The 25547-nt window shown below is 68.3% G+C and carries 27 protein-coding genes and 1 tRNA gene; 10 read left to right on the top strand and 18 right to left on the bottom strand.

Features of this window, described 5'->3' with window-relative positions:
- The first annotated feature begins 116 nt into the window (after positions 1-116).
- The 3 genes from ABD810_RS37950 to ABD810_RS37960 are packed head-to-tail and all read left to right on the top strand — an operon-like array spanning position 117 to position 2274.
- Positions 117-719, top strand: a complete 603-nt coding sequence (locus ABD810_RS37950; protein ID WP_344952532.1) for a hypothetical protein — start codon at positions 117-119, stop codon at positions 717-719.
- Entirely contained in the window at positions 719-1384 is a 666-nt protein-coding gene (locus ABD810_RS37955) for a hypothetical protein (RefSeq protein ID WP_344952534.1), read from the top strand. Before ABD810_RS37950 ends, ABD810_RS37955 begins: the two co-directional genes overlap by 1 nt.
- Positions 1384-2274, top strand: coding sequence for a hypothetical protein (locus ABD810_RS37960; RefSeq protein WP_344952536.1), 891 nt, complete (start codon positions 1384-1386; stop codon positions 2272-2274). Before ABD810_RS37955 ends, ABD810_RS37960 begins: the two co-directional genes overlap by 1 nt.
- Here the strand turns inward: ABD810_RS37960 and ABD810_RS37965 are convergent.
- From ABD810_RS37965 to ABD810_RS38005, 10 genes are all read right to left on the bottom strand, one after another.
- Complete coding sequence (locus ABD810_RS37965; RefSeq protein WP_344952538.1) at positions 2168-3538, bottom strand: hypothetical protein; 1371 nt, start codon at positions 3536-3538, stop codon at positions 2168-2170. The genes ABD810_RS37960 and ABD810_RS37965 overlap by 107 nt on opposite strands.
- A gap of 137 nt (positions 3539-3675) precedes the next feature.
- A complete protein-coding gene (locus ABD810_RS37970) occupies positions 3676-3975 on the bottom strand; it encodes a DUF1416 domain-containing protein (protein WP_344952540.1) in 300 nt (99 codons plus the stop codon).
- Positions 3975-4814 (bottom strand): sulfurtransferase, encoded by an 840-nt coding sequence (locus ABD810_RS37975; protein ID WP_344952542.1) that lies wholly within the window; start codon positions 4812-4814, stop codon positions 3975-3977. Before ABD810_RS37975 ends, ABD810_RS37970 begins: the two co-directional genes overlap by 1 nt.
- A 14-nt stretch (positions 4815-4828) precedes the next feature.
- The gene (locus tag ABD810_RS37980) at positions 4829-5239 is read right to left on the bottom strand and encodes a DUF4395 domain-containing protein (RefSeq protein ID WP_344952544.1); all 411 of its coding nucleotides are present in this window, start codon (positions 5237-5239) and stop codon (positions 4829-4831) included.
- Between the two features lie 86 nt (positions 5240-5325).
- Positions 5326-5409 carry a putative leader peptide gene (locus ABD810_RS41215; RefSeq protein ID WP_380838093.1) on the bottom strand — a complete coding sequence of 28 codons (84 nt, stop codon included), beginning with the start codon at positions 5407-5409 and terminating at the stop codon, positions 5326-5328.
- 32 nt (positions 5410-5441) lie between these two features.
- Complete coding sequence (locus tag ABD810_RS37985) at positions 5442-5873, bottom strand: thioredoxin family protein (RefSeq protein WP_425567033.1); 432 nt, start codon at positions 5871-5873, stop codon at positions 5442-5444.
- 117 nt (positions 5874-5990) lie between these two features.
- Positions 5991-6785, bottom strand: coding sequence for a zf-HC2 domain-containing protein (locus tag ABD810_RS37990; RefSeq protein ID WP_344952546.1), 795 nt, complete (start codon positions 6783-6785; stop codon positions 5991-5993).
- The gene (locus ABD810_RS37995; protein ID WP_425567034.1) at positions 6782-7333 is read right to left on the bottom strand and encodes a sigma-70 family RNA polymerase sigma factor; all 552 of its coding nucleotides are present in this window, start codon (positions 7331-7333) and stop codon (positions 6782-6784) included. Before ABD810_RS37995 ends, ABD810_RS37990 begins: the two co-directional genes overlap by 4 nt.
- A complete protein-coding gene (locus ABD810_RS38000) occupies positions 7326-8003 on the bottom strand; it encodes an LmeA family phospholipid-binding protein (protein WP_344952550.1) in 678 nt (225 codons plus the stop codon). Before ABD810_RS38000 ends, ABD810_RS37995 begins: the two co-directional genes overlap by 8 nt.
- Before the next feature lie 156 nt (positions 8004-8159).
- On the bottom strand, positions 8160-8417 hold the full coding sequence (locus ABD810_RS38005; protein ID WP_344952552.1) for a MoaD/ThiS family protein: 258 nt from the start codon (positions 8415-8417) through the stop codon (positions 8160-8162).
- A 290-nt stretch (positions 8418-8707) separates the two neighbouring features.
- On the opposite strand from ABD810_RS38005, the gene ABD810_RS38010 reads away from it, so the two are divergent.
- A complete protein-coding gene (locus tag ABD810_RS38010) occupies positions 8708-9427 on the top strand; it encodes a response regulator transcription factor (RefSeq protein WP_344952554.1) in 720 nt (239 codons plus the stop codon).
- Positions 9428-9515: 88 nt separating this feature from the next.
- Here ABD810_RS38010 and ABD810_RS38015 read toward each other — a convergent pair whose 3' ends face one another.
- Positions 9516-11228 carry a bifunctional metallophosphatase/5'-nucleotidase gene (locus tag ABD810_RS38015; protein WP_344952556.1) on the bottom strand — a complete coding sequence of 571 codons (1713 nt, stop codon included), beginning with the start codon at positions 11226-11228 and terminating at the stop codon, positions 9516-9518.
- Positions 11229-11328: 100 nt separating this feature from the next.
- On the opposite strand from ABD810_RS38015, the gene mshD reads away from it, so the two are divergent.
- Both mshD and ABD810_RS38025 read left to right on the top strand, forming a co-directional pair.
- A complete protein-coding gene (gene mshD, locus ABD810_RS38020) occupies positions 11329-12279 on the top strand; it encodes a mycothiol synthase (RefSeq protein WP_344952558.1) in 951 nt (316 codons plus the stop codon).
- Between the two features lie 107 nt (positions 12280-12386).
- Positions 12387-16178, top strand: a complete 3792-nt coding sequence (locus ABD810_RS38025; RefSeq protein WP_344952560.1) for a tetratricopeptide repeat protein — start codon at positions 12387-12389, stop codon at positions 16176-16178.
- A gap of 117 nt (positions 16179-16295) precedes the next feature.
- Here ABD810_RS38025 and ABD810_RS38030 read toward each other — a convergent pair whose 3' ends face one another.
- The 3 genes from ABD810_RS38030 to dcd form a co-directional block, all read right to left on the bottom strand.
- Entirely contained in the window at positions 16296-17294 is a 999-nt protein-coding gene (locus ABD810_RS38030; RefSeq protein ID WP_344952562.1) for an inorganic phosphate transporter, read from the bottom strand.
- A complete protein-coding gene (locus tag ABD810_RS38035; RefSeq protein WP_344952564.1) occupies positions 17295-17912 on the bottom strand; it encodes a DUF47 domain-containing protein in 618 nt (205 codons plus the stop codon).
- A 900-nt stretch (positions 17913-18812) separates the two neighbouring features.
- Positions 18813-19388, bottom strand: a complete 576-nt coding sequence (gene dcd / locus ABD810_RS38040; protein ID WP_344952566.1) for a dCTP deaminase — start codon at positions 19386-19388, stop codon at positions 18813-18815.
- A 139-nt stretch (positions 19389-19527) separates the two neighbouring features.
- On the opposite strand from dcd, the gene ABD810_RS38045 reads away from it, so the two are divergent.
- A tRNA-Gly gene (locus tag ABD810_RS38045) sits at positions 19528-19601 on the top strand.
- Between the two features lie 101 nt (positions 19602-19702).
- Here the strand turns inward: ABD810_RS38045 and ABD810_RS38050 are convergent.
- Positions 19703-20149: a tyrosine-type recombinase/integrase gene (locus ABD810_RS38050; RefSeq protein WP_344952568.1), complete on the bottom strand. Its 447-nt coding sequence runs from the start codon at positions 20147-20149 to the stop codon at positions 19703-19705.
- Positions 20150-20693: 544 nt separating this feature from the next.
- Here ABD810_RS38050 and ABD810_RS38055 point away from each other — a divergent pair.
- From ABD810_RS38055 to ABD810_RS38065, 3 genes are all read left to right on the top strand, one after another.
- A complete protein-coding gene (locus tag ABD810_RS38055; RefSeq protein WP_344952570.1) occupies positions 20694-21131 on the top strand; it encodes a GNAT family N-acetyltransferase in 438 nt (145 codons plus the stop codon).
- A gap of 655 nt (positions 21132-21786) precedes the next feature.
- Positions 21787-22119 (top strand): DUF6247 family protein, encoded by a 333-nt coding sequence (locus ABD810_RS38060; protein ID WP_344952572.1) that lies wholly within the window; start codon positions 21787-21789, stop codon positions 22117-22119.
- 112 nt (positions 22120-22231) lie between these two features.
- Positions 22232-22366 (top strand): hypothetical protein, encoded by a 135-nt coding sequence (locus tag ABD810_RS38065; RefSeq protein ID WP_344952574.1) that lies wholly within the window; start codon positions 22232-22234, stop codon positions 22364-22366.
- 249 nt (positions 22367-22615) lie between these two features.
- On the opposite strand, the gene ABD810_RS38070 is transcribed toward ABD810_RS38065, so the two are convergent.
- The 3 genes from ABD810_RS38070 to ABD810_RS38080 form a co-directional block, all read right to left on the bottom strand.
- Entirely contained in the window at positions 22616-23224 is a 609-nt protein-coding gene (locus ABD810_RS38070) for a tyrosine-type recombinase/integrase (protein WP_344952576.1), read from the bottom strand.
- A gap of 191 nt (positions 23225-23415) precedes the next feature.
- Complete coding sequence (locus tag ABD810_RS38075) at positions 23416-23877, bottom strand: DUF4279 domain-containing protein (protein ID WP_344952578.1); 462 nt, start codon at positions 23875-23877, stop codon at positions 23416-23418.
- Between the two features lie 708 nt (positions 23878-24585).
- Positions 24586-24789: a hypothetical protein gene (locus tag ABD810_RS38080; RefSeq protein ID WP_344952580.1), complete on the bottom strand. Its 204-nt coding sequence runs from the start codon at positions 24787-24789 to the stop codon at positions 24586-24588.
- Between the last annotated feature and the right edge of the window lie 758 nt (positions 24790-25547).

Consider the following 25547-nt stretch of genomic DNA (forward strand, 5'->3'; position numbering starts at 1 on the left):
CGATGCGGAAGGGGAAGAAGCACCGACTACCATCCTGTGGCATGACGTCCACCCCCCCTGGCGGCGGTCCACGCCGGCGACCGGTGCTCATACCGGTATTGGCCGTTCTCGCGGCCGTGTCCGTGGGAGTGAGCGCGGCCTTCGGCGGGTTGGAGGAGGCGCCCGACGAGCCCGAGCAGCTCACCAAGGGCGCGGAATTCGACCAGGGCCAGGTGCTCACGCGGTTCGAGGACGCCGTCGTCGGACGGGCCGGGAACGACGGGCTGGGAGTCCCCGGCAGGCGCTACCTGCAGATCATCATGAAGGTGACCAACCAGTCCGACAGAACGGTCTCCGCATATCTGATGGACAGGGCGCTCCCCACCGTGTGGGCGGACCAGAAGAAGATCAAGGCGAAGGACGCGCCCATCACCTCCGGCCCCAGGATCGTCGTCTCCTCATCGGGCCGCAGCACCTACAGCCAGCTTCATCCAGGTGTGACGTCGACCGTGATCATGGCGTTCGAGATGAGGCCGGGCCAGCAGCCGCCGAAGAGCGTCCAGATCGACGCGGGGACCTTCGAGTGGACCAAGACCTTCGTCTCGCAGACCTATGAGTGGTACCAGGTGACCGAGACAGCGCCTCCGACGGAGGAGGACCGCAAGAAGGGAAGAACGAGCCAGAGCCGGCCGAAGGTGGCGGCCCAGGTGCGGCTGCCCGTCACGGTGGAGTCCGCGTGATGGCCGCCTCCCCCGGGTTCGTGCCCCAGGCCCCGCCGCACCGCCCCGCGCCGCCTCCGGTGGCGCCGCCTCCCCGCGTGCCGGTCTGGCGCAAGATCGTCGCCGCGACTCTGGGAGTCATCCTGATCAGCGCGGCCGTGTACGTGCAGACCTTCGTCCTGGACGGCAGCCGGTTGGACGACCCGCTGACCGTCTCCGGCGGCATCCAGGAGGCGGTCAGCACCGACGTCTTCTCCGCCCGCCTCGACCGCGTGGAGTTCGCCAAGTCGGTGCGGGTGAAGAAGCAGTTCGGGACCGACGAGGACACCACCGATAAGGTGTTCCTGGTCGTGAAGGTGGGAGCGACCGCTCCGCGGCGCCCGATCCAGCTCACTTCGCACCTGGTCACGGCCGACGGCCTGCGGTTCGACGTGACCGACCACGTCACCGACACCGCGACGCTGGGTTCCAAGTGGGTCCAGCCGGGCTGGTGGGGCTCCGGCCTGTTCTTCTTCGAGGTACCGCCGGACAAGGTGCCCGGAGCCCGGGTGGTGGTGTCGCAGAAGGCCAGCACGATCTTCGGCGACCAGTATCTGGCCGAGGCGTCGTTCGATCTCGGCCTGGACGGAGCCAAGGCCGGCCAGATGATCCAGGCCGCCAAGGACGTCTATGAGGTGAGCGGCTGATGAGCGATCAGAATCCCGGCGACACCGGCGTCTGGGCGCCTCCGGCCGCCGAACCGTCCTGGTTCACCCCGACCAAGCGGCCGCCCCGCCCGGACGCCCGGGTGTGGCCCCTGCCTTCCCCCGACCCCGAACCCCGAGGCAGCTCCACGGTGCCCATCCCCGTGATCGACGGCGGGAACCGGGCCCGGCACCGAGGATGGGTCTCTCCTCCCGCGCCGGGCGTGGAAACGCAGGCGACGGGCGGCGCGCTCTTCGGGATGGCGCCTCCCGCCGGTCTCGCGGCCGGGGAGCACCATCCCGCCGGTCCCGCGGCCGGGGAGCACCATTCCGCCGGGGAGCCTCGTCCCGCCACGGCGCCCCCTGCGCGGCGCCGGCGTCCGATGCCGACTGCCGCGAAGGTCGGCCTGCAACTGTTCGGCGCCGTGGGGCTGACGGCCGCCCTCCTCGGCGTTCAGGGGTACGACCAGCTCCACCGGTACGAGATGGACCACATCCCGGCTCAGGTGCGGCATGTCCCCCAGGGAGAGCCGGCGAAGCTGGAGCACGCCACGTGGCGGGTCCTCAGCATCGCCCCCATGGCGAAGCAGCCCGCGGGAATGCAGGCCGACCGGGTGATGCTGCAGATCGACATCGACGGCACCGCGCTGACGGCCGAGGGCCGGTACTACGACACCAGCCCGCCGGGCTTCTTCATGGCCGACGACACCGGGCGCACGTGGCTGGCGCAGGCGTACAAGAGCCCCGAGGACATGCGGCCCGGCGTGCCGGCCCGATTCAACCTGCTCAGCGTGGTCCCGAAGGCACTGCAAGACCAGGTGGAGCTGATGGTGTGGCCGAGCCAGCGTGTGGGGCTCGAGGAGTCGGGGCCGGCGCTGCGCTTCGACCGCTGACCTGCTGGGCGCGCCGCCTGCGCTCGGCGCCGGCCGCGATGTCGAACGTCGCCGCCAGCAGGCACGTCGTCAGCACCGTCACGACCAGGCCGACCACGAAGTCGATGGGCACCAGCGCCACGTTCCAGAACAGGAGCGGGTGATCGGTGCCCACCAGGTAGAGAAGGCCTCGCCTGGCGTAGCCGGCGCCCACGTTCATCGCCGCGAAGCACAGGGCGAACAGCCCGAACAGCGGCGCGCCTCCCCTGAAGGTGAGGCGGAGGGTGTGGGCCAGCGGCACCCAGTGCGCCCAGCGGCCGAAGAACCTCGTCAGCGTCCGCCGGGTCAGTGAGTGGGTGCGGTTGGCCAGCGCCTGCCCGGCCTGCGTCGCCGTCGTCTCCAGGCGGGTGCCCTTGATGACCGTCTGGGCGTCCTCGGCGTAGGCGCCGTACATGAGGATCGCGAGCGTCAGCCACACGGCGGACAGGAGAAGAGCGTCCCAGGCGTACGGTTTGATCTCGCCGACCGCGCCCCAGAAGGCCTCCCAGCCGGGGATGGTCGTCTGGAGGGTGGAGAGGAGGTCGTTCCACCAGGTGATGGCGGCCCGGTCGCCCATCCAGGTGCCCCGCGACACGATCACCTGGGTGCCGTAGTAGAAGAAGGCGAGCTCGCAGAACGCGACCGCGATGGCGGCGGCCCTGCTGCCCTTCCGGTCCTGCCACAGGGTGAGGACATAGCGCGCCAGGAAGGCGACGATCATGATGACGAACGTGACGTTGTAGTTCAGGTCGATGAGCCCGCGGCCGGTGTCCATCGCCTGCCCGGTGAAGGGATCGCTGATGGCCCCCAGATAGCCGTACTCGCCGCTCTGGCGTTGCTGATCGACCCTCACGAAGTCGCGGACGTCGGTGCTGTGCCATCCCCAGCTCACGTAGAGCACGGCGAAGGGGACGATGACCCGGCTCAGGCTGCCGACGAACCCCTCGTCCTCCCCCTCGGAGCGCCTCGCGCGCATCTCGTACAGCGCCCCGCGGAGGGAGTAGAACATGCCCACGGTCACCAGCATGAAGACCATGACCAGGATGACGAAGACGAGCATGGTCAACGCGAGCCGCAGGTCGCGCATGGAGCCGTGAGACAGCTCGGTGCCCCCGACGAGCAGGCCGAAGCGCGCCAGCTCACCCGCCGAATACCACATGACGAGCGGCAGCAGGCAGCGCCCGGCCAGCCGCAGGGTGTGCCACGGCAGCGACCAGACCGACAGGGTGCGGGGGGATTCGGACATCCGGTGAATCCTATCGAGGACGCCTCACCGGTCGCACCCGCATCATGGGAAGAAAGTCCGATTCCGTGACGCCACGAACCGGCATGCGAAGGGCCGGCGTCCCCGTACGGGAACACCGGCCCTCACGGCGGCGACCGTCAGACGGCCACCTGAAGCTGGGACACCTCGCCGAGGCGGGCCTCCACGGTGACGTCCTTGCTGATGCCACCGCCCGCGATGATGCGCACGGTCCAGGAGCCCGGCGCGGCGAAGAAGCGGAAGATGCCCTCGTCGGACACCACCACCTCGCCGGTGAACTCCCCCGTGTGGTCGAGAAGGCGGGCGTATGCCGTGCCGGCGCCGGTGACGACACCCTGGATGACGGCCTGGGTCGACAGATCGATCCCGGCCGGCAGGGTGACGGTCTGCTCCGGTGCGGCGCAACCTTGAGCGGTCATCAGCGGGCCTCCCCCAACTCGATCGGCACGCCCACGAGCGAGCCGTACTCCGTCCACGAACCGTCGTAGTTCTTCACGTTCGGCTGGCCCAGGATCTCGTGCAGCACGAACCAGGTGTGAGCCGAACGCTCGCCGATGCGGCAGTAGGCGATCGTGTCCTTGTCGAAGTCGACGCCCTCGCCGCCGTAGAGCGAGCGAAGCTCCTCATCGGACTTGAAGGTGCCGTCGTCGTTGGCGGCCTTGGACCACGGGACGTTGCGGGCGGTCGGGATGTGGCCACCCCGCTGCGCCGCTTCCTGCGGCAGGTGGGCCGGGGCGAGAAGCTTGCCGGAGAACTCGTCGGGCGAGCGGACGTCGACCAGGTTGAGCTTGCCGATCGCGGCGACCACGTCGTCGCGGAAGGCCCGCAGCGAGTGGTCCTGGTCCTTGGCGGTGTACTGCGTCGCCGGACGGGCCGCCACCTCGGTGACCAGCTCGCGGGAGTCGAGCTCCCACTTCTTGCGGCCGCCGTCGAGGAGACGGACGTTCTCGTGACCGTAGAGCTTGAAGTACCAGTAGGCGTAGGCGGCGAACCAGTTGTTGTTGCCGCCGTAGAGGACCACGGTGTCGTCGTTGCCGATGCCCCGAGCCGAGAGAAGGGCCTGGAAGCCCTCACGGTCCACGAAGTCGCGGCGGACCGGGTCCTGCAGATCCTTCTTCCAGTCGATCTTCACGGCGCCACGGATGTGGCCCTTGTCGTAGGCACTGGCGTCCTCGTCGACTTCGACGAGCACGACGTCAGCGGAGTCGAGATGGGCCTCGACCCAGTCGGCGTCCACCAGTACGGCGGAGCGGCTCATTAGGGAACCTCCCGTTATCGGGTTGCGGCGGGCATTAGGCGGCGGATGATCAGGTACATCTCGCAGCCGAGGCAGAAACCGAAGGCTGCGTTCAGGAACGCGGCGAGCAGGGCCGCGGCGGTCGCACCCAGTGCGAGCGGTGTGATCTGCGCGGTGAATCCGATCAGCCCGGCGAGCGCGAAGGCCAGGCCCACACCCTGCGCGAAGCGGGGCGGGGCGGCGTCCTCCATCTCCGCCGGCGGACCGAGTCTCGGCCGCACCGACCGTCTGAAGATCAACCCGTACGGCGAGACTCCGGCGGCCCCCAGGGCGAAGAGCACACCCTGGGCGAGAAGCAGCCAGGCGTTGCCCGTGAGCAGGACCAGCGCCAAGATGAGCGTCGTAGCGGCCGCGGCGAACCGCGTGCTTCTGGGATCAACCTGCATAGCGGGAAGCTCCTGAAGGGGTCGTGCCGGAAACGCAAAGATCGGGCACTATTCAGATCGGTGCGGCAAAGGCCGCGAGATCGCCCTCAGGCCATACGACAGAGCGCGGTGGCTACGCGGCAGAAGTCAACCGCGCGCCGCTTCGTCAGCAGCTCTGTCGAGGGATTCATACGATGGACACTACCTGCCGTCTTGCCATCTGTCACGTCGAGTCCGATTCGTGAGACGCGGTGAAGCCCAGGGCCGCGATCACGTCGGCCTTGCGCGGCTGGCCGGATGCCTTCTTGACCACCCGGCCGCCCTGGTCGAGCACCAGGACCGTGGGCGTGCGCGTCACGTCGAACCGCCGGACCAGGTCGAGCCGGGACTCCGCGTCGATCTCCACATGCCGCACGCCCGGCACCATGCCGGAGACCTCCGACAGGATGCGCCGGGTGGCGCGGCAGGGCTGGCAGAAGGCCGTCGAGAACTGCACCAGCGTCGCGCGCTCGCCCAGCTCCGCTCCGAGGTCGCCCGCGGCCACCAGGTCCATCTCACTCCTCACAGCGCGCACGGCGCCGCTCCGCCGCCGCATCGCCAGCCCGACGATGAGACCGGCGGCCAGCGTCACGCAGAGCACCAGCAGGCCTGTCATCGCCTGCGACAACACGTGCCGCCGGGCCGCCATTCCCGCCGCGGCCGGGGTGAGCGGCCCGGGGTTAGCCGCCCGGGGTGAGCGGCCCGGGTGAGCGGCCCGGGTGAGCGGCCCGGCCTAGCGGGTGTACGGGATCGACACCAGCCGCTTGCCAGTGGCGGTGCGGATGTCGAAGCCGCGGATCCGCTCCATCGTCAGCTCGGTGTGCCCGGTGAAGGTGGCGGGCCCCCCGTGGTAGTCGGCGTCGTCGATCGTCCAGCTGCCCGCCGGTGACCGGGTGCCGTCCATGCCGATCGCGGTCACCCGGCAGGAGGTTCCGTCCGGGACGCCGGAGATCGAGACCTGGACCGTCGTGCCCTCGTCGCCGGGGAACAGCTTGAGCTTGGCACGCACCCCGCCGCCCTCGCCCGTGAGCGCGACGGGGACGGTCCTGTCAGGGGGCGCCGGCTCGTCCTGCTTGAGCAGGGGCGACTCGCTGGGCGAGGTCAGGCTGCGCCCGGAGTTCGCCTGGTCGCGCTGGGCGGCGTCCGCGGGCGCGCTTCGCGCCTCTGGCGCGCCCGCGGCCGTCGTGGCGGCCTCCTGTGAGGTGTCCACGGCGAGCCAGGCCGTACCGGCGAGGACCACCGCGACCAGGGACGCCGCCAGGCCGAGCAGCAGCCTGTGCACGCGGTGACGCTTGGCCGACGCCGCGATCATGCGGTCGAGCACGGCGTGCGGAGGGCTGGCCGCCTGCTCGATGTCCTCCTCAGAGACCTTGGCGAGCAGCACGGTGATCATCCGCAGCTGGTCGAACTCCGCGCGACATTCCGGACATGTCGCGAGATGGGCCTCGATCAGGACGGCCTCATCCGCGTCGAGCGCACCGAGGATGTGCGCACCGAGCGCCATCCGCACGTCCTCACAGGCGCTCATGGCGCGAGCCCCCGCTCCTCCAGTGCCAGCTTCAGCGCGCGAAGCGCGTAGTACGTGCGCGACTTGACCGTTCCGGGTGGGATGCCCAGCGCCTCGGCGGCCTCCTTGACCGACCGGCCGCGGTAGTAGGTCTCCAGTAACACCGCCCGATGCTCGGGCCGTAAGGCCGCGATCGCGTCGGCGACCCCCCAGGACTCCACCGCACGCTCCAGCTCGTCGTCGGCCGGTATCACGGCGAGGGCCTCGTCGGTGGTCTCCTGCGGCCGGGACTTGCGGGCACGGTGATGATCGACGACCAGGTTGCGGGCGACGGTGAACAGCCACGCCCGCACCGGACGGTCGGTGAGCACGTCAGGGTGCTTCCACGCCCGCAACAGCGTCTCCTGTACCACGTCCTCCGCCTTGCCCGGATCGCCCGTCAATCGCAACACGTAACCGTAAAGTGACCCCGCGTGCTCATCGAAGAGTGTCCGAATCAGTTGCTCGTCGGCGGTTCCGGCGGGACTCACATTCTCTTGACGTACGGCGACGGGCTCCGGTTCAGGCACGTAGCGGCACGTTCGTCGCCGAGCCGTCGACGGCGAGCCCTTCCGCGATGGTGCGCACCTTCTCGATCTTGAGATTGAGCGGCAGGTCCTTGATGGGCACGCTGAAGCTCAGCGCCTGGCTGGCGTTCGGCACCTGGATGCCGTTGACGCTCTCGGGCGTCAGCCGGATCCCGCCCGGGACCACCGCGATCTTCATCTTCGCCGTGACGGGGATGGCGATGCCGGCCACCGTGATCTTCCCGGTGACGTTGAGGGTGTCGTCGCCGTTGCCCTCCACACGGAGCCCGCTAGGAGCCCGGGCGTCGAGGGTGGCCCGCGAGATCACCACGGTCCCGGTGACCCGCTCGGCACGGATGTCGGCCTTGGCGGTGTTCTGGATCAGGTCCATGAGCGGGGCGTTCACCCCGTGGAGGACGGCGTCGATCCGGGAGATCTTCGCGCCGTCGGGCGTGGTCCACGCCCCTATCCCGACGTCGATCCGCTCGTAGTGCCCGGAGATCGCCTGGGTGAGGAACGGGATGCCGCGCACCTCGACCGTGGGCGGCGTCGACAGGTCGTACTGTGCCGCGACCTGGCGGGCGACCTCGCGCTGCACGCCCGCCACGGCGACACGATCGACGACGGCCAGGAGGATGCCGAGCAGGATGAGGAACACAATCAACTTGCGCATCCGACTCCTTCGGGAGGGCCCACCTGTTGTGAAAGTATCCGCGCTCCGCCCCTACTCCCCTGGGCATCACCGGCGAAACCCCCTCAACCAGGGCGGCGCAGCAGGACGCTATCCCACATGACCGGCCGACGGAGGGAAGTTGGTCACGGTTCCGGCTCAGCCGCCGGCGAAGGGAGGCAGGACCTCCACCGTCGCCCCTTCGGACAGCTCCACCGCATGGCGGTCACGCGTGCCGGCCGGATGCCCGTTCACCAAGAACGATGATCGCTCGAGCACGCGCACTAGATCCGGATTTTCAGATTTACGTGTAATTTGTGCCACGAGGTCACCAAGAGTGAGCGCGTCGAACGGCTCCTCGGCGATCCCCGCGGCGTCCTTGGCCGCCGCCCAGTAGCGGACCGTACCCCTTGCCATCAGCCACCTCTGTCGTCTACCCACGAGCGTCGCGCGAGTGTCGATTACCCATCGCGAGGGAATGGTTACGTTTATTTCCCACGTGATGGACCGTTCACCAGATCGACGCACTTTGGACCCGCCTACCTGTGGGCTATCCTCACGTACTGACGGGACCTGGGCGACGTAGCCCCCGGGTCCTTTACGTGTTTGTACGGCTGGCGCCGTCACAACGCGGGGAGGAGGCAATGCGGTGCGTGAACAGGCCATCGCGTCTCGCCCCCCGGTCAGCCTCTTGACTAGGAGGTGCTGTGAGTAACCTGCTCCTGCTCACCAACGCTCTGGAGCCCTCGGCGGAGGTGCTGCCCGCACTCGGGCTGCTGCTCCACTCGGTCCGGGTCGCTCCCGCGGAAGCGTCGGCGCTCATCGACGCCCCACCGGCCGACGCTGTGCTGGTGGACGCGCGAAGGGAGCTCGTGCACGCCAAGAGCCTCTGCCGCCTCCTTCGCACGACCGGCATCGACTGCCCGCTCATGGTGATCGTCACCGAGGGCGGCCTGGCCGCGATGACCGCCGAATGGGGAGCCGATGACGTCCTCCTCGACACGGCGGGCCCGGCGGAGGTCGAGGCTCGGCTCAGGCTGGCCGTCGGCCGGCTCTCGATCGCGGCCACCGAGGAGGTGCCGGACGAGATCCGCAGCGGAGACCTCTCCATCGACGAGGCCACCTACACCGCCCGGCTTCGCACCCGGGCCCTTGACCTGACCTTCAAGGAGTTCGAGCTGCTCAAGTACCTCGCGCAGCACCCTGGACGGGTCTTCACCCGCGCCCAGCTGCTGCAGGAGGTCTGGGGGTACGACTACTTCGGCGGCACCCGCACCGTCGACGTCCACGTGCGGCGCCTGCGTGCCAAGCTGGGCGCCGAGTACGAGTCCCTGATCGGCACCGTTCGCAACGTCGGCTACCGGTTCGTCCCGGACCGCGGCGGCGAGCAGATCGACGACCGCGAGCCCGCGCCCGCCCACCGCTGACCTCGGCCGGCCGCCGAGGAACGGGAACGGGGCCCACCCCCACGAACCGGTCGTGGGAGCGAGCCCCGTCAGCCTCAGGTGATGCCGCCTAGCCGGCGACCGTGATGCGGTTCACGACCGGCGGGGCGGTCGGCGTGTGCGCGCCCAGGTAGGTGACGAACGCGTCGATGTCCAGCGGCCCGCTCCACAGGTCGGTGCCCTGCGTGAAGACGCTGAAGCCGTCTCCGCCGCCGACGAGGAAGTTGTTGGCCGCGACCCTGATCGACTGGGCGTCGGTCACCGGCGTGCCGTTGATCGTGATGCCGGAGACCCGCGACCCGATCGGCTGCGAGAGGTTCATCGTGTACTTCAGCGACGCCGACGGCTGCAGGATCTTCACCGTCGCCCCGCCGTTCTGCCACTGCTGTTCCAGCAGCGCGTCAAGCTGCGCCCCGGTCAGCGTCACGACCTGCACGAGGTTGTTGAACGGCTGCACCGCGAACGCCTCGCCGTAGGTCACCACGCCGTTCCCCTCGGAGCCGCTCTGGGCGTAGGTGAGGTCGGTGCGCACGCCGCCGGGGTTCATCAAGGCGATCTCGGCGTTGCCGCCGGTCTTGGCGGCCTCGAGCTGGGCGTCGGCGATCAGGTCGCCGAGCGCGGTCTCGCCGGACGGGCCGGCCACACGGGTGATGTCCGTGGTGATCTGGCCGACCTGCTTGTTCGCGACCGTCGAGACCCGGTCCTTCCAGGTCTGCACGAACTGCGTGGTCGCCGGGTCGGCGATGACATCCCTGGTGACGACGTGGTTGTCGGCGACGACCGAGGAGCGCACGACCTCGCCGGTCTTCTTGTCCACGTTGAAGTCGACCGACGTCAGCACGCGGCCGAAGGACGAGCCCTGGGTGTAGACGCGGTCCTGACCGGCCGGGTCCTTGGTCTTGCAGATGTACGCCTGGTGCGAGTGGCCCATGATCACCAGGTCGACGTCCGGGCTGAGGCCCTGGGCGATGCGGGTGCCCGCTCCGGGAGTGACCGGGCAGGCGTCCGGGCTCTGGTTCGGGGCGACGCTGTCGCCCTCGTGGACGAGCACCACGATGGCCTTCACGCCCGCGCGCCTGAGGAGGGCGGCGGCCCGGTTGCCCGACGCCACCTCCTCGGCGAACTTCAGGCCCGCGATGCCCGAGGCGCTCACGATCGAGGGGGTGGTCTGGGTGACCAGGCCGACGAAGCCGACCTTCACCCCGTTGATCTTCTTGATGGCGACCGGCGGCAGCGCGTACCGGTCGTCGCTCTCCTTCAGGACGTTGGCCCCGAGGTACTCGTACTTGGCGCCCTTCCACAAACCGGCCGGGGAGCAGCCGTCGACGGGGTGGCAGCCGCCGTTCTGGATGCGCCTGAGCTCGGTGATGCCCTCGTCGAACTCGTGGTTGCCGACGGAGGAGACCTTCAGGCCGAGCGTGCCCAGCAGTTCGACGGTCGGCTCGTCGTGGTACGCGGCCGAGATCAGCGGTGTGGCCCCGATGAGGTCACCGGCCGCCACGATCGCGGAGTCCTCGTTCACCAGTGACTTGAGGTGGGTCGCCATGTAGGCGGCTCCACCCGCAGGCACGGACACCCCGCTCTCGTTGACGATCACACCGCTCGAACCGGTGGGCGGCTCCAGGTTGCCGTGGAAGTCGTTGATGGAGACCAGCCGGACGGGCACCGTCACGGGGGGTTTCGGAGGTTTCGGGTGCGCCGACGCGGGGCCGGCGGCGATGGCGAGACCGGTGGCCGCGACGATGCCGGCGACCGCGACCCGCGTGAACGATCGTGAGGTCATAACCCACGAGGCTAGAGTCGGAAGACCAGCAATAAACGACCCAGAGGTAACGATTTACCCCGCTAGTTCATGGCGTTTAGTGCCAGATTAGAGTTCCAGCATGAATGCGCGCGTGGACATCCGTGAACGGCTCGGAGAGCATGAGGTCGCCGCCGTGGTCGCTCTGGTGGACGCCGCCACCGAGGCCGACTCCGTCCGGCCCTTGAACGAGCATGTCATGCTCCACCTGCGCTACGGCGGCGACCCCGGGGCCAAGGCCATGCTCCTCTACGACGGTGACACGCTCGCGGGCTTCGCCCACATCGACCCCACCGACCAGGTCGAGGGCCCGAGCGGTGAGCTGGTCGTGCATCCGGGCCACCGCCGGCGCGGCTACGGGCGGCGGCTGGCCGAGGCCGCACTGGCCGAGAGCGGGGGCCGGCTGCGCCTGTGGGCACACGGCGACCACGGGGAGGCCGGCAGGCTGGCCGCCTCGATGGGCTTCTCCCGGGCACGGTCCCTCTGGCAGATGCGCCGCTCGCTGCTGGAGCCGATCCCCGGCGCGGCGCTGCCCGAGGGAGTCCGGCTGCGCACGTTCGAGCCCGGCTCGGACGAGGAGGCGTGGCTCGCCGTGAACGCCCGCGCTTTCGCGCACCATCCCGAGCAGGGCTCCTGGACCAGGGACGACCTCATACTGCGTGAACGGGAGCCGTGGTTCGACCCGGCGGGCTTCTTCCTCGCCGTACGCGACACCCCGCGCCCGGGCGCCGGACCGCCCGCGACCGGTTCGGGGCTCGCGGGATTCCACTGGACCAAGGTGCACGGCGACGACGACCCCGAAGCACCTCATGGGCACAAGGCGATCGGCGAGGTGTACGTCGTGGGGGTCGACCCCTCGGAGCAGGGCAGCGGTCTCGGCCGGGCGCTCACCCTGGCGGGTCTGGAGCATCTGCGGGCCCGGGGCCTCTCACAGGTCATGCTGTACGTGGACGAGGACAATCCGGCCGCCATCCGGGTGTACGAGTCGCTGGGATTCACCCGGTGGGCCGTTGACGTGATGTACCGCCATTAATTATGTCAATTGACACATCCCACCTCTGAAGAGAGAGTCACGCTGTAAGCGCGCGCCTACCCCAGCGCGTGCCCGCCCCGCCGCCGACAAGCACAGCGAGGCACGACGTGACCAACTTCAACCCCGGAGGACCCGGCACCTTCTGGTCACTCCTCGGCCAGATCGAACGAGAATCCCTGCACGCCATCGGCTGGGTCAGGGAGTTCGCCCCCCGCGAGACCCTCGCCGACCGTGACGCACTCCCCGACAGCGTCACCGTCCTGCTCGACGGCTACGCCAAAGAGGTGTACGGCTCCGCCGACGGCGACGAATCCCTCATCGAGATCTTCGGTCCTGGGCACCTGGAAGGCGAACTGGCCCTGTGGGACTGGCCGCACCGAGGGCGCATCGAGACCCTCACCGCCGTTCGAGCGCTGCAGGTGCCCAAGGACAGGTTCGTCAACTTCCTGGCCGAAGAGCTGTCGGCCGGCGCCGCGCTGATGAAGAGCCTGGGCCACCGCCGCGTGCTGGTCGCCCGGCGGCGCGCCCCCGGCCCCGGCGTACGGGCGCCGGCCCGGATCGCCCTGCACCTGATCGAGCTCGCCCTCCGCTTCGGGCGCCCGTCCGGAACCGGCGTGGTGATCGGCCCTCCGCTCACCCAGACGGACCTGGCGAGCTTCGCCGGGGTCGACCGGGTGGCCGTGGCCCGCGCCTTCCACGTATGGCGCCCCAAAGGCTCCCGCGCCACCTGCGCCCACCCGCACATCGACATCCTCGAACAGCACGGCTCCACGATCCGGGTGAAGGACATGGACGCCCTCCGCGCGGCGGCGGGTCCGTGGGCGGCCGAGTGGGACTTCTCCCCCTTCACCGTCAACGGGACCCTCGGCAGGACGGCCGCCAAGCGGCAGGTCCCCGCGATCAGGATCCCCGCGACCGGCACCGGCCCCTCCCAGCTTCCCCCGGTGCCGCCCTGCTTCACCGGCAGGAGCGCCGCCATCCAGGCGCTCAACTCCCTGATCACCACGGCGGACCGCCCGCGTGCGGTGATCATCGAAGGGATGGCCGGAGTCGGCAAGTCGGCCCTCGCCGCGTACTGGGGCCATTCGGTCAAGGACGAGCACTTCAGCGGCGGCCAGCTCTACCTCGACCTGCACGGCGCCCCCAACAGGGCGTTCACGATCGCCGAGGCCGTGGGACAACTGCTGCGCGGCCTCGGCGTCAGCGGGCACCAGATGCCGGTGGACGAGAACGAGCTCATGGCCCTCTACCAGCGCCGGCTCGCCGACCGGCGGCTGCTCATCGTGGTCGAGAACGCGGGTGAGAACCCCGAGCTGATCCGGCCGCTGATGCCGCCCTCCAACCGGTGCCTCCTGCTCGTCACCACCCAGGCCAAGCTGGCCGGGCGGCCAGGGCTCACCCCCGCCGACGGCGTCGAGCCACTGGCGCTGGACGTCATGGCGGAGGAGGAGGCGATCCAGCTCATGGCCGCCGTCCTCGGCCCGGGCGACTCCCGGGTCCGCGAGAACCCGTCGGACGCCACCCGGCTCGTACGGCAGTGCGCCATGCTGCCCCTGGCACTACGGATCACCGCCGCCAAGCTGGTGGAGAACCCGGCCGAGCAGATCGCCGACACGGTCCGCGACCTGGACGGCCAGGACCGCCTGTCCAAACTGGCGCAGGACGACGAGCCACGTGCGGCCGTACGGCCCGCCTTCGAGGTGTCGTACCGCGCGCTCCCGGCCGACCTGCGGCGCGCCTTCCGCTACCTCGGCCTCATGACCGGGCCGGAGCTGGGCGTGGAGGCCTGCGCCGCGCTGCTGGACGAGGCCGTGCCCGACACCCTGCGACGCCTTCGGGCGCTGCACCGCCTGCACCTGGTGGCAGGCAAGGGCGGTCCCGGCGCCCCGGACGCCCCAGGAGAGGGCAGACCCGACCGGTTCATGGTGCACGACCTGCTGCGGGTCTTCGCCAAGGAGCGCGTGCTGCTGGAGGACAGCGAGGCCGAACGCACGGGAGCCGTCCGGCGCCTGCTCACCCACTATCTCGCCACCGGTATGCGGGCAGGCGACGCGCTCGGCCGCCAGAGGCGCGTCCTGCACGACCGCGCCGTCTCCCCGCGGGCCACCTCCGACGCCGAGCGCCAACGTCATTTCACCTGGTTCGAGACCGAGCGCCGTAACCTGGTCGCCGCCGCCCACCAGGCCGCCCGGCACGGCCTGCATTCGTACGCGTTCAACCTGGCCGACGCGGTGTACGACTTCATGACCTCACGCGGCTACGTCCGCGACGTCATCGACGTGCACAAGGCCGGGCTGGCGTCGGCCCAGGCCGTCGACGAATGGCCGGCCACCGCCCATATGCTGCACCACCTCGCCATCGCCCACCGCAGCATCGGCCAGAACGTCAAGGCGCTCAGCTACGGCGAGGACGCGCGGTGGGGCTTCAGGCGGCTCGGCGACAGCCTCGGCGAGGCCAACGCACTGGACAACCTGGCCGACGTCCGCGGCGTGCTCGGCCGCTACCGCCTGGCCATCGAACACTCCGAGGAATCCCTGCGCCTGCACCGCCTGGCCGACAACAAGGCGGGTGAGGCAGAGGCGCTGGACACGATCTCGCAGAACCTGCGCAGGCTCGGCGAGTACGCCGGCGCCGAGGACCACGCGCTACGCGCGCTGAGCATCCGCAGGGCGATCGAGGACGGCGCCGGCGAGGCCGAGACGCTGCTCAACCTGGCCCGCCTGCACTACTTCCGGGGCGCTCCGCAGAAGGCCGCGGTGTACGCCATGGAGGCGCTGTCGCTGCGCATCGACCTGGCCATCCGCATCGACCTCGGCGACGAGCCGCAGTCCGCGAACCCCTACCGGGAGCTGGCGCGCATCTACCGGCACCTAGGGCTGCGCCACCTCGCCCGCCGCGACGCCGAGCAGGCGCTGCGCATCTCCCGCGCCAGCGGCGACCGGCACGGCGAGGGCGAGACGCTCACCATCCTGGGCAAACTCCTGCGCGACGACGGCGCCCACGCCGAGGCCCTGTCCCGGCTGTGGCACGCCGTACGCCTCGCGCACGAGATCGGCCACAAGCGCGGCGAGGCCGAGGCCCGAGCGGCCATCGGTGTCGTGTACTTCAAGCTGGGCCGGTACGCCGAGTCGCGCGAACACCTCAACCTCGCGCTGGAGATCCGCAGGGAGATCGCCGACCGGGCCGGAGAGGCGCAGGACCTGGAGAACCTCTCCCGGACCATGCGGCGGCTGGCCCGCTACGAGGACGCGTTACAGCACGGCCTGCAGGCGCTGAAACTCTGGCGCGAACTGGCCGTCCCGACGGGCGAAGCCCGCACCCTGGGCGGCCTCGCACGCACGTACGCGCGGCTGGGCCTGCCGCAGGACGGGCTCCGGGCCGCGGCGACGTCGCTGACCATACGCGAGCGGCACGGGGACAGCCTGGGACTCGGCCTGGACACCATGGCCCGCATCCTGCTGCGCATGGGCCGTCCGGAGTCGGCCCTGGACAAGGCCGTACAGGCCATCAGGGCCATCCGGGAGATGGGCGACCGGCAGTACGAGGGGTCGGCCATCAACAACCTGGCACGGATCTATCTCGCCATGGACCGCCCCGACGAGGCGGAGAAGTACGCCAGGGAGGCGCTGGAGATCGTCAAGGAGGCGGGCGACCTGCGGGAACAGGCATCGTGCCGGCACACGCTCGGGTTGATCGCGCAGTACCGCGGCGATCACGCGGGTGCGCTACGCGACCTGGACGAGAACCTGCGGCTCCACCGCGAGACCGGCAACCACTCCGGCCAGGTGGAGGCGCTGCGCGCGCTGCGCCTGTCCCACGAGGCCATCGGCAACGTCCGGGAGACGCAGGAGTGCGAGCAACGCATCCAGAACATCCAGCGCTGGCTCGGCGGCTCCTGAGCAACGCTCAGAAGCCGCCGACCTGCGCTTCGCTCGCGCCTCAGCTCGGGTGAGCGCTCACTCATCGGCTCGGGTGAGCGCTCATTCCTTCGGTTCGGCTCTGGTCGGTGGGCGGCTTTACTCCACGACCCAGTGGAGGGCGAAGTAGGACAGCGCGGCGACCAGGGCGGCCGCCGGGATCGTGAGCACCCATGCCGTGAGGATGTTGCCCGCGACACCCCACCGGACCGCCGACAGGCGCTTGGTCGCCCCGACGCCCATGATGGCGCTGGTGATGGTGTGGGTGGTGGAGATCGGCGCCTTGGCGGCGATGGCCATCGTGTACAGCACGATGGACGCGGCCGTCTCCGCGGCGAACCCCTGGGCGGGGGCGAGGTGGATGATCCGCCGCCCCAGCGTCCGCATGATGCGCCAGCCACCCGAGTACGTACCCAGCGAGATCGCGGCGGCCGCGGCGAGGACGACCCACTGCGGGATCGGATCCTTGGCCGCGACGTACCCGCCGGTGTAGAGCGCCAGGAAGATGACGCCCATCGTCTTCTGGGCGTCCTGCAATCCGTGCCCGAGCGCCATGGCCGCGGCCGAGACGGTCTGGGCATACCGGAAACCCCGGCCGGCCTTGTGGGGATTCGCTTTGCGGAAGATCCACAGAATCGCGATCATGATGATCGCGCCCAGGCCGAAGCCGACCAGAGGGGAGAAGATCATCGGGATGACGACCTTCTGGACCACTCCGTCCCAGTGGATGGTGCTGGAGGCCGCGAGGGCGGAGCCGACCAGGCCGCCGATCAGCCCGTGGCTGCTCGACGAGGGCAGGCCGAAGTACCACGTGATGAGGTTCCACGTGATGGCACCGATCAGGCCCGCGCCCACGATGACCAGGCCGTGAGATCCCGTCGGGGGATCGATGATCCCCGTACCGACCGTCCTGGCCACTTCGGTGCTGATGTGGGCGCCGACGAAATTCATGGCCGCGGCCATGAACAGCGCGACCCGAGGGGTGAGAGCGCGGGTCGAGACCGAGGTCGCGATCGCGTTCGCGGCGTCATGGAAGCCGTTGGTGTAGTCGAACACCAGGGCTATGGCGATGACGCCGATGACAAGTGCTAGCTCCACTTAGCTTTCCTTGACCGCGATCGACTCGATCGTGTTCGCCACGTGCTCGAAGGCGTCGGCGGCCATCTCCAGCTGATCGATGACCTCCTTCATCTTCATGACGGTGAGAGCGTCGTACTCACCGCCGAAGAGCTTGGCGAGCAGGCGTCGGTAGACCTGGTCGGCCTGGTTCTCCAGGCGATTGATCTCGATCCAGTACTCGTTGAGGTTGCTCATCGACCGGAGCCGGGGCATGGCCTCGGCGGTCAGCTCCGCTGCCCGCTCCAGCACCTCTACCTGGCGTACGACCTCCTTGGGGAGGTGGTCGATCTGGTAGAGGCCGATGAGATCGGCGGCGGCCTCCATGTAGTCCATGACGTCGTCGAGATTCGACGCGAGACGGTAGATGTCCTCGCGGTCGAACGGCGTGATGAAGCTCTCGTTGAGGCGGTTCATGATCGCGTGAGTACGCTCATCACCGGTGTGCTCGCAAGCACGCATCTTCTCGGCCAGGGCTTCCCTGTCCGAGCCGTCACTGATGATCTCTACCAGTAGACGGGATGCGGTGACGAGATTGTTCGCCGAGTCGGCGAACAAGTCGTAGTAGCTGTCCTCACGAGGCGTGAGACGCAGGCGCACGTCGTTCTCCAGATGTGCGGGGACGGTCCGCAGAGAAGGGTAAGGGTTACCGGCTGAAATGCGAAGTTAGTGACATCCACTCCCCGTTGTTACCCTCTCTTCCCCCTGCCGCTGCCCACCGTTCACCCGTTGACACCGAGGCATCGCAAAATCCCAGATAGATCTTGAAAGGAACAACGGAGCCCCACCTCCGCCCACCGAACGCACGCCTCCGATGAACGCACGGCCCCGAACCGTCGACGCGCGGCCCGGATCGGACGACGGTGTCCGAGCAGTGCCCACCGGATCGGACGACGGTGTCCGAGCAGGGCCCATCCGAGAGCCCAGGCGGCGTCTACCCAGACGGACGACACAGCGGCCCCATCCTTGGGACGGCCCGCTGCCCGGCCAACTCCGGTCGACGCCGGTACCTGTGGTCTTGGTCTACACCTTTGACACCGGCCGCCGCTACCGTACGCCGTAGAGAATTACGAGCCTTCACTGGGGCCCAAGACATCAGGGCTCTTGTACGGCTGCGCCGGCCACGTGCGCCCGGTGTCGTCGCCAGACGACACCTAGAGAGCCCGCTCCCGGGAAACACGCGAAAGACATCGTGGCTCTTGTACGCCTGCGCCGGCCACGTGCACCCGGTGTCGTCGCCAGACGACACCCAGAGAGCCCGCCCCCGGGAAACACGCGAAGCCGCACCCGCACCGCTCGCTTGAGTCGATCACCCGGAAGCCCGTAGAACCGGCCCCCGGCGGCTCACTCGGGGACGATCACCCCGCGAACCCGAGCAGCCGAACACCCCCGACGCCGCGCTTCAGGGAGACGATCTTTGCACGACCCACGAAGCCGGCCGAACATCCCACAGGGGCTCGCTTCGGTATCCACCCACCTGCCTGGCCGATCAGCCTCGTCCTAGACGTGGGTCCGGTGAAAGTTGAGGAAGGACCGGCTTGGGGTCGGCCCACGCTGGCCCTGGTAGCGGGAGCCGTACTTGGCGCTCCCATAGGGATGCTCAGTCGGCGAGCTGAGCCGGAACATGCACAGTTGCCCGATCTTCATCCCCGGCCACAGCTTGATCGGCAACGTCGCGACGTTGGACAGCTCCAAGGTGACATGACCCTCGAAACCAGGGTCGATGAAGCCGGCCGTCGAGTGGGTGAGCAGCCCGAGCCGCCCAAGGCTCGACTTGCCCTCCAGCCTGCCGGCGATGTCATCCGGCAGGCCGATCACCTCGTACGTGGACGCGAGGACGAACTCTCCCGGGTGCAGGATGAAGGGCTCGTCACCATCGGGCTCCACGAGCCGCGTCAGCTCCGCCTGCTCGATCGCGGGATCGATGTGGGGATATCGGTGGTTCTCGAAAACCCGGAAGAACCGATCCAGGCGGACGTCGACACTCGACGGTTGGACCATCTCCGCGTCGAAGGGGTCGATCTTGACCCTTCCCGACTCGATCTCGGCACAGATGTCGCGATCAGATAGCAGCACCTCAGCAACCTACCAACGTCTCCACCACCCGAAGGCCCCTTCGAAAACGAGACGCCCCCGCCCCAACAGGACCCTCACCAGAGGAGGTGGCACAGCCCAAGTTCCGCTAGAGTAGGTCCGTCGTCAGTCACTGATCGACGCGGGTGTAGTTCAATGGCAGAACATCAGCTTCCCAAGCTGACAGCGCGGGTTCGATTCCCGTCACCCGCTCCAACCTGAAGGCCCAGGTCACGGATAGCTTCCCGAGCCGGGCCTTCATCGTTTCCCAGACTGTTCGATCTTCTCGGGCCATTAGCGGGCCGTTAGCTCCGTGATCACCCTGCGGGCATCTCATCGACGTCGCCGTCGTTCCGCTTCATCAGCTGCCTGTCGATCGCGTCCATGATCGTCTTGTCCGCACCCCGTACGGCATGCTGATAGATCATCGCCGCGCGTACGTTGTCGTGTCCCATCCGGGCCATCAGGTCCTTGAGACCCGCGTCGGACTCTGCGGCGAGCATGCTGCCCGTGTGCCGGAGATCATGGACGTGGAGACCGGGAAGATCCATCTCCTTGACCACATCCACCCACCGTGTGCGGGTATTGAAGCCACTCCGCCGCAGCGGCCCGCCCTTCGCACCGGGGAACGACAACGCGCCCGGCTCGTCCTGAACATAGGTGGCGATGTGCTCGCGCAGCGCCGAAACGATGTCCTTGGGAATGCCGACCACGCGCCGACCGGCTTTGGACTTGAGCGGACCAAGGACCAGACCGCCGGTCAAGGGGCGGCGGCGCTGCGCTCACACCAGCCGCCGGCCTGCACAATTCCCAATCAGCGGCCGAGTCGTCGCGGGATACGGGGCGGCCAAGTAAGGGAAGCCACCGAGGGTCACGATCGCCAAAGCCACACCCCGCACCCCTGCAGGTAAGCCAACCCTACGAACGGCTCGCTCAACCCACACCAACAACGTAGGACGATCGCCACGGGGTGGCCGATATTCCGCCGTGGTGGAGGGCGACCGAAGAGTCGGGGTTCGGTCCTCACCCCCGACTTACCGAGGAACGTGGGTTGATCGCCCTTGCCTCGTGTCGACCGGAACAGGAGCCTCCGGCGGGGGCGCTTAGGTTCTGGGATGAACCCGTCACCGTCATCCCAGGACAAGCCCAGCAGGCCAGGGACAGGGGTCAAGGTCGTTCGGACGTGGGGCGGCTCCACCTACCCCTCCGCGCAGGACCACACGACTGCCGGTCCGCTTCGCTCGGAAGGTGGCCGCGTCTACACAGGCCAGTTTGACGTCTCTGAGCCGATGGCGTTGGGTGACTGGCGTGTCCGGGTTGCATTTTGAAGCGGTAGATGACGCAACGCTTGAGGAGTGGCGGCATGTCCACAACGTGATCATCCCGGCCGATCCGCTGTCGCTGGAGGACGTACGGGAGCGCCAGCAGCGGTTTCACTTGGAGTTGGGGTATGCCGGCGACGTGCTTGCCGGCTGCTCTACCGTACGCCCTCCGACGGACGATGCGGGGACGGCCACAGTGATCGTGCGGGTGCTTCCCGAGCACCGTCGGCAGGGGATCGGTGGGGAGTTTTTCCAGCGTGAGTTGGAACATGCCCGAGCGATGGGTGGCAAGGTCATCGAGACCGTAGTCCTGGAATCTAACCAGGACGGACTGCGGTTCGCGCTCTCTCACGGCTTCGTCGAGATCGAGCGTTACGTGCTACCCGGCCACGCCGTCCCCTTCATCGATCTGAGACTGACCTAGCCGCAGAGCCATCAGGGCCTCCGCAAGCCCCTGAGCGGTCACGAATGAAGGACACCGGATACCAACGGCATCGCCCGCCACCTCGCCACTATGGTCCTCAAGCCTGCGAGTGCGGGGCGGCCGTCGTGATGACGGGTACCTTACAACGGGAAGCCGGCCTTTATGGAGGCTCAAGTTGGCAGTCTGAGGCTTGGCCGCCTGAACGATCCCCGAGTGGAGCCCCCCGGTCGCGGAGTGGGTGCGGGTGAATCCGGCCGCCGCCGGCCGACCGGCGGCCAGGACCCCTGTCCCTGGCCTGCCCCCCACGGGTGGGACGGCGACGGGAAGATCCGGCGGGGAAGGTTTGCGCGTCTGCACGGGTCATAAACCTGTTTGGGTTGCAGTTCACCGCCGTACCAGCCCGTTCCAGGAAGACCGTTGAGGGGCATGGCGCAGATGGGACTGTCCTGAACGGTTGTTCCCAAGCTGCTGATGCGGTTTGGGTAGGGGCACCGGTGCCGTGCCCGCCGCGTGCCCGTCAGGAGGGTGAGCTGACAGCGCGGGTTCGATTCCCGTCACCCGCTCCACATGGGTTTCCTGGCTTCCGTCACTCCCAAAGTCCCCAGCCTTGTCAGCTGAGCTCTGTAGGCTCTGTGACGGGAGAGGGGACATCAGCATGACAGCGCAGCCACAGGACTTCACACCACCCAGCCCGTCTATGCCGGAGAAGAACCTGCGGGCCATCCGCGCCGCCCTAGTCGTACCGCAGGACCGTGAAGCGTTCGATGCGGGGCTCAAGGCAGTCCTCGATGAGGTTCGGGTAAGTCTGGATCTCGGCGCGCTGAACGACTTCGTTCACCGCTGGTGGATCTCCGCGTGCGACTCGGTGGTAGACCCTGGAGGACGCCGCCAGATGCACGTCAGGGCCGAGCAGATCCTTGTCGGCGAGCCGGTCCCCCGGGGAAGGCCATGGCGTGAGGTCCTCACCGCTCGCGGAGTCGAGCTGTAGGTGTACCAACTCATACTCGACCCGGTCGCCGAGGACCAGATCGCCGCGCTTCCCGAAGAGGCGCTACGTCCGCTCGCCGAACTGTTCACGCTGCTGGAGACCGCGCCGTGGAGTGGCCGACCGTACAACCCAGTCCAATCCCAAGGCCAACATGCTCACCCACACCTTCGGCGAGCGCGGTCTCGCGACCTACGTGGTCATGGAGGAACAACGCGAGGTGTATCTCATGCGCGTCGAGTGGCCATGATCCACGTGCCAGATGCGTGCCAGAACCGGCGGGGATTCGGGGTCACTCACGGGGAATGGCGGTCACTCGACCCACTCTGACCTGCACCCCCGTTTCCCCAGCTCAGGACGCCAAGATCAGTAGCCGATTCCCAAGCTGACAGCGCGGGTTCGATTCCCGTCACCCGCTCATGCACAAGGCCCAGGTCAGGAAGCATTTTCCGACCCGGGCCTTGATTGTTTCCAGCACCTGTTCGATCTTCCGTGCTCGCTACGTGCCCGATGCGTCGTGATCTTCGCTAGGGACCGCCTCTACGACGAGCTTCCCCATGCCGTCCGCGATCACCCGGTCCCGCTCACCCTCCGCGTGCAGATAGATCGACGCGGCCCGCGTGGTCGAGTGGCCCATGCGGTTCATCAACTCCCGCAGCGTCGCCCCCGACTGCGAAGCGAACTTGTTCCCGGTATGCCGGAGATCGTGGAAATGAAAGCCCGACAGCCCCGCGTTCGTGAGCGCCTTGCGCCACGTCCTACTGAAGGTCGGCCGGCGAAGCATCGTCCCTTTCGCGCCTACGAAAACGAACGCTTCCTCATCGGGACCGGTGTACCTGTCCAGATGCGCCCGCAGTTCCGCGTTCACCGTTGCAGGAAGCGTGACGGTACGCAGGCCGGCCATGGACTTGGGCGGCCCGATGGTCACCGACCCGTCCTTCAGTTCGGTGGTCGATGCCACGACCCGGACCGTACGGGCGTCCAGGTCGACATGCTTCCTCCGTAGCGCCGCCAGCTCACCCCAACGCAGACTGCCGAACGTCGCCACCAGGACCAGCGCCCGGAACCGCGGATCGATCACACCGGCCAGGGCGAAGACCTGTTCCATCAAGCGGCGACGCGCCGCGCCGCCGTACCCGGCCCTCCGCCGCCTGCCGGCCGGGCGTGCGGCGTGAGCGCCGGTCCCGACCGGCAGCGCCCCGGGCCGTAGCCGCACCGCGCACCCGCCGTACCCAACGAAACTCGCCGCCGCCAAGCGACGCGCCGCCGCGCGAGACCACTCGGCCGAGCTATGGCAGATCAGAGGGTGTCCCCGTACTCATCAACATCGAGTTCCGCCCGAGTGGTCTGCAGGAAGTCGAGAGCACGGCGGTCAAGGTGCCAGCCCAGCGGCCGGGGTCGAGTTGGAGCTTCTGCTCTTTGCTCTTCCTCGGAGTCCTCGTCATGGAAACCGAAGAAGCGGACCACTTGCAGGACAGCGGCGTGTCCAGGCTCATACCGATCCAGTTCGCCGGCAAGCACCCCGATCGCCGGGGCGTATGGCTCCAATCGGTCGACCAAAGCCGTGATCATGTCGTCAACGGGCCGGCTCGATCTGGGAACGTTGATCTGCCAGATGTGAACCGCTGGATGAGGGGGCTCGAGTCTCTTACTGGCTCGAATCGTGACCTCATCCGCCTCAAGACCCAGTCGCGTGGCCATCTCCTCTGCAGGCATGCGTTCGCTCTTGAGGGCGAAGTACACGTACTGATCCACTTCCACGGGACAACTCTAAACAGCCGAGAACCTCCGACTCACTTAAATGGCCGGCAAAAGATCAAGCTCCCAACTTGCTATGCCTTCGTGGTGCCGCCGCACTCACACCGCCTACGATCGCCTGGCGATGGCTGATCTCCGTACGGGGCCGGGGGCGATCGACGGTCCGGGGTTTCGTGCCTCAACCCCGGCCCGCCGCGCACCAAGGCGACGAAGGTGCAGACGTTCCCCATGCCCAGCGCGTGCGCGTTGCGTGCCCGTCAGGAGAGTGATCAAGGGGGACTCACGGGGAACCACGGTCACTCACCCCGCTCCCCCGCACGTCAGCGTCTCCCAGCTCAGCAGCCAGTCGCAATGGAGACTTCCCAAGCTGACAGCGCGGGTTCGATTCCCGTCACCCGCTCCAACCTGAAGGCCCAGGTCAGAGGATTGATCCCGACCCGGGCCTTGATTGTTTCTAGAGCGTTCTCGATCTTCCGTGCAATTGACGTGCAATTAGCCCACGGGGGCGAGCACCCGGCGAGCCGTTCTCATCGTTGTCCCGCTTCTCCAGCTGCGTGTCGATCGCGTCCGTGGTCGTCTTGTCCGCACCCCGTACGGCGTGCTGATAGATCCTTGAGACCCGCGCCCAAACTCGGCGGCGAACACGTCGCCCGTGTGCCGGAGATCATGTAAGTGGAGACCGGAAAGACCCATCTCTTTGATCAGGTCGACCTACCGTATGCGGGTGTTGAAGCCACTGCGCCGGAGTGGGCCGCCCTTCGCCCCGGGGAACATCAGCGCGCCCGGCTCGTCCTGGACATAGGTGGCGATGTACTCCTGAAGCGCCTGGACGATGGCTTGCGGGATGCCGACAGTGCGTTGGCCAGCTTTGGACTTGGGCGGGCCAAAGACCAGTCCCCCGGTCGAGCGCTCCACGAAAGCCACCCGGATTCGGGCCATCGCCGCGTCAAGCGGCGGCGCGCAGGAATCCGTGCCGTCGCCGCACGCGCACCGCGCCGCCCTGACGCCAGCCGCCGGCCTCTGGTCGCGCCGCCGCCCCAATGCAGCACGACGATCGCCAAGGGGTGGCCGAGGTCTGTCGTGATCGGGGGGCGATCGGAGATCCAGGGTTCGTTCCTTACCCTGGCTCACTGGAGAGCGGGTTGCTCCTATGTCGTACGGCCGGTATTTCCATCAGTGCTGCAAGAGCCTTACCTTACGGCCATGCACTTAGTGCGGTCACTTCAGGATGGGTCGTCATCGCGACGATCGCATGGGGGTGCGTGCGGCTTACAACCCCTGTCTGCCGGGCCCGACACTTCGTCGTACGGTGCCTTCTTACCCTTCTTGGGTGGACGCATGATCGATCGCCGACACGTGCGCGCAGGGGACGCTAATCGCGAGCGAGTCGCCGAGCAGCTCAGGACCGCCGTCAGCGAACGTCAGGGCGAAAAGACCCCTCCGCATGACGTGCGGGGCTCTGACCACCGTCGCGCCACCCGACACCGCCCACACCTTCGCCAGGTCGTGCCTCCAGGAGGGAATCCGGGCAAGCCGAGCGAGGGCCAGGGGGCATGCGGTCGACGTGCCGTGCCAGGCCGGCGGTGCCAGGTGTTCCACGCCCGGTATGGGGCACGTCATCCGCCCGCAGCGTCCTCGGCCTCCCAGCGCAGCAGGTCGCCCGGCTGGCACTC

This window comes from Sphaerisporangium flaviroseum, from assembly GCF_039537005.1.
GTDB lineage: Bacteria > Actinomycetota > Actinomycetes > Streptosporangiales > Streptosporangiaceae > Sphaerisporangium > Sphaerisporangium flaviroseum.

What these genes read in the sequence shown, in the direction of transcription:
- ABD810_RS37965 (WP_344952538.1), bottom strand. Translation starts at nt 3,538, where the DNA reads ATGTCCGAATCCCCCCGCACCCTGTCGGTCTGGTCGCTGCCGTGGCAC.
- ABD810_RS37955 (WP_344952534.1), top strand. Translation starts at nt 719, where the DNA reads ATGGCCGCCTCCCCCGGGTTCGTGCCCCAGGCCCCGCCGCACCGCCCC.
- ABD810_RS37970 (WP_344952540.1), bottom strand. Translation starts at nt 3,975, where the DNA reads ATGACCGCTCAAGGTTGCGCCGCACCGGAGCAGACCGTCACCCTGCCG.
- ABD810_RS38005 (WP_344952552.1), bottom strand. Translation starts at nt 8,417, where the DNA reads ATGGCAAGGGGTACGGTCCGCTACTGGGCGGCGGCCAAGGACGCCGCG.
- mshD (WP_344952558.1), top strand. Translation starts at nt 11,329, where the DNA reads ATGAATGCGCGCGTGGACATCCGTGAACGGCTCGGAGAGCATGAGGTC.
- ABD810_RS37960 (WP_344952536.1), top strand. Translation starts at nt 1,384, where the DNA reads ATGAGCGATCAGAATCCCGGCGACACCGGCGTCTGGGCGCCTCCGGCC.
- ABD810_RS38015 (WP_344952556.1), bottom strand. Translation starts at nt 11,228, where the DNA reads ATGACCTCACGATCGTTCACGCGGGTCGCGGTCGCCGGCATCGTCGCG.
- ABD810_RS41215 (WP_380838093.1), bottom strand. Translation starts at nt 5,409, where the DNA reads ATGAATCCCTCGACAGAGCTGCTGACGAAGCGGCGCGCGGTTGACTTC.
- ABD810_RS37990 (WP_344952546.1), bottom strand. Translation starts at nt 6,785, where the DNA reads ATGAGCGCCTGTGAGGACGTGCGGATGGCGCTCGGTGCGCACATCCTC.
- ABD810_RS37985 (WP_425567033.1), bottom strand. Translation starts at nt 5,873, where the DNA reads ATGACAGGCCTGCTGGTGCTCTGCGTGACGCTGGCCGCCGGTCTCATC.
- ABD810_RS37980 (WP_344952544.1), bottom strand. Translation starts at nt 5,239, where the DNA reads ATGCAGGTTGATCCCAGAAGCACGCGGTTCGCCGCGGCCGCTACGACG.
- ABD810_RS37975 (WP_344952542.1), bottom strand. Translation starts at nt 4,814, where the DNA reads ATGAGCCGCTCCGCCGTACTGGTGGACGCCGACTGGGTCGAGGCCCAT.
- ABD810_RS38000 (WP_344952550.1), bottom strand. Translation starts at nt 8,003, where the DNA reads ATGCGCAAGTTGATTGTGTTCCTCATCCTGCTCGGCATCCTCCTGGCC.
- ABD810_RS38060 (WP_344952572.1), top strand. Translation starts at nt 21,787, where the DNA reads ATGACAGCGCAGCCACAGGACTTCACACCACCCAGCCCGTCTATGCCG.
- ABD810_RS38070 (WP_344952576.1), bottom strand. Translation starts at nt 23,224, where the DNA reads ATGGAACAGGTCTTCGCCCTGGCCGGTGTGATCGATCCGCGGTTCCGG.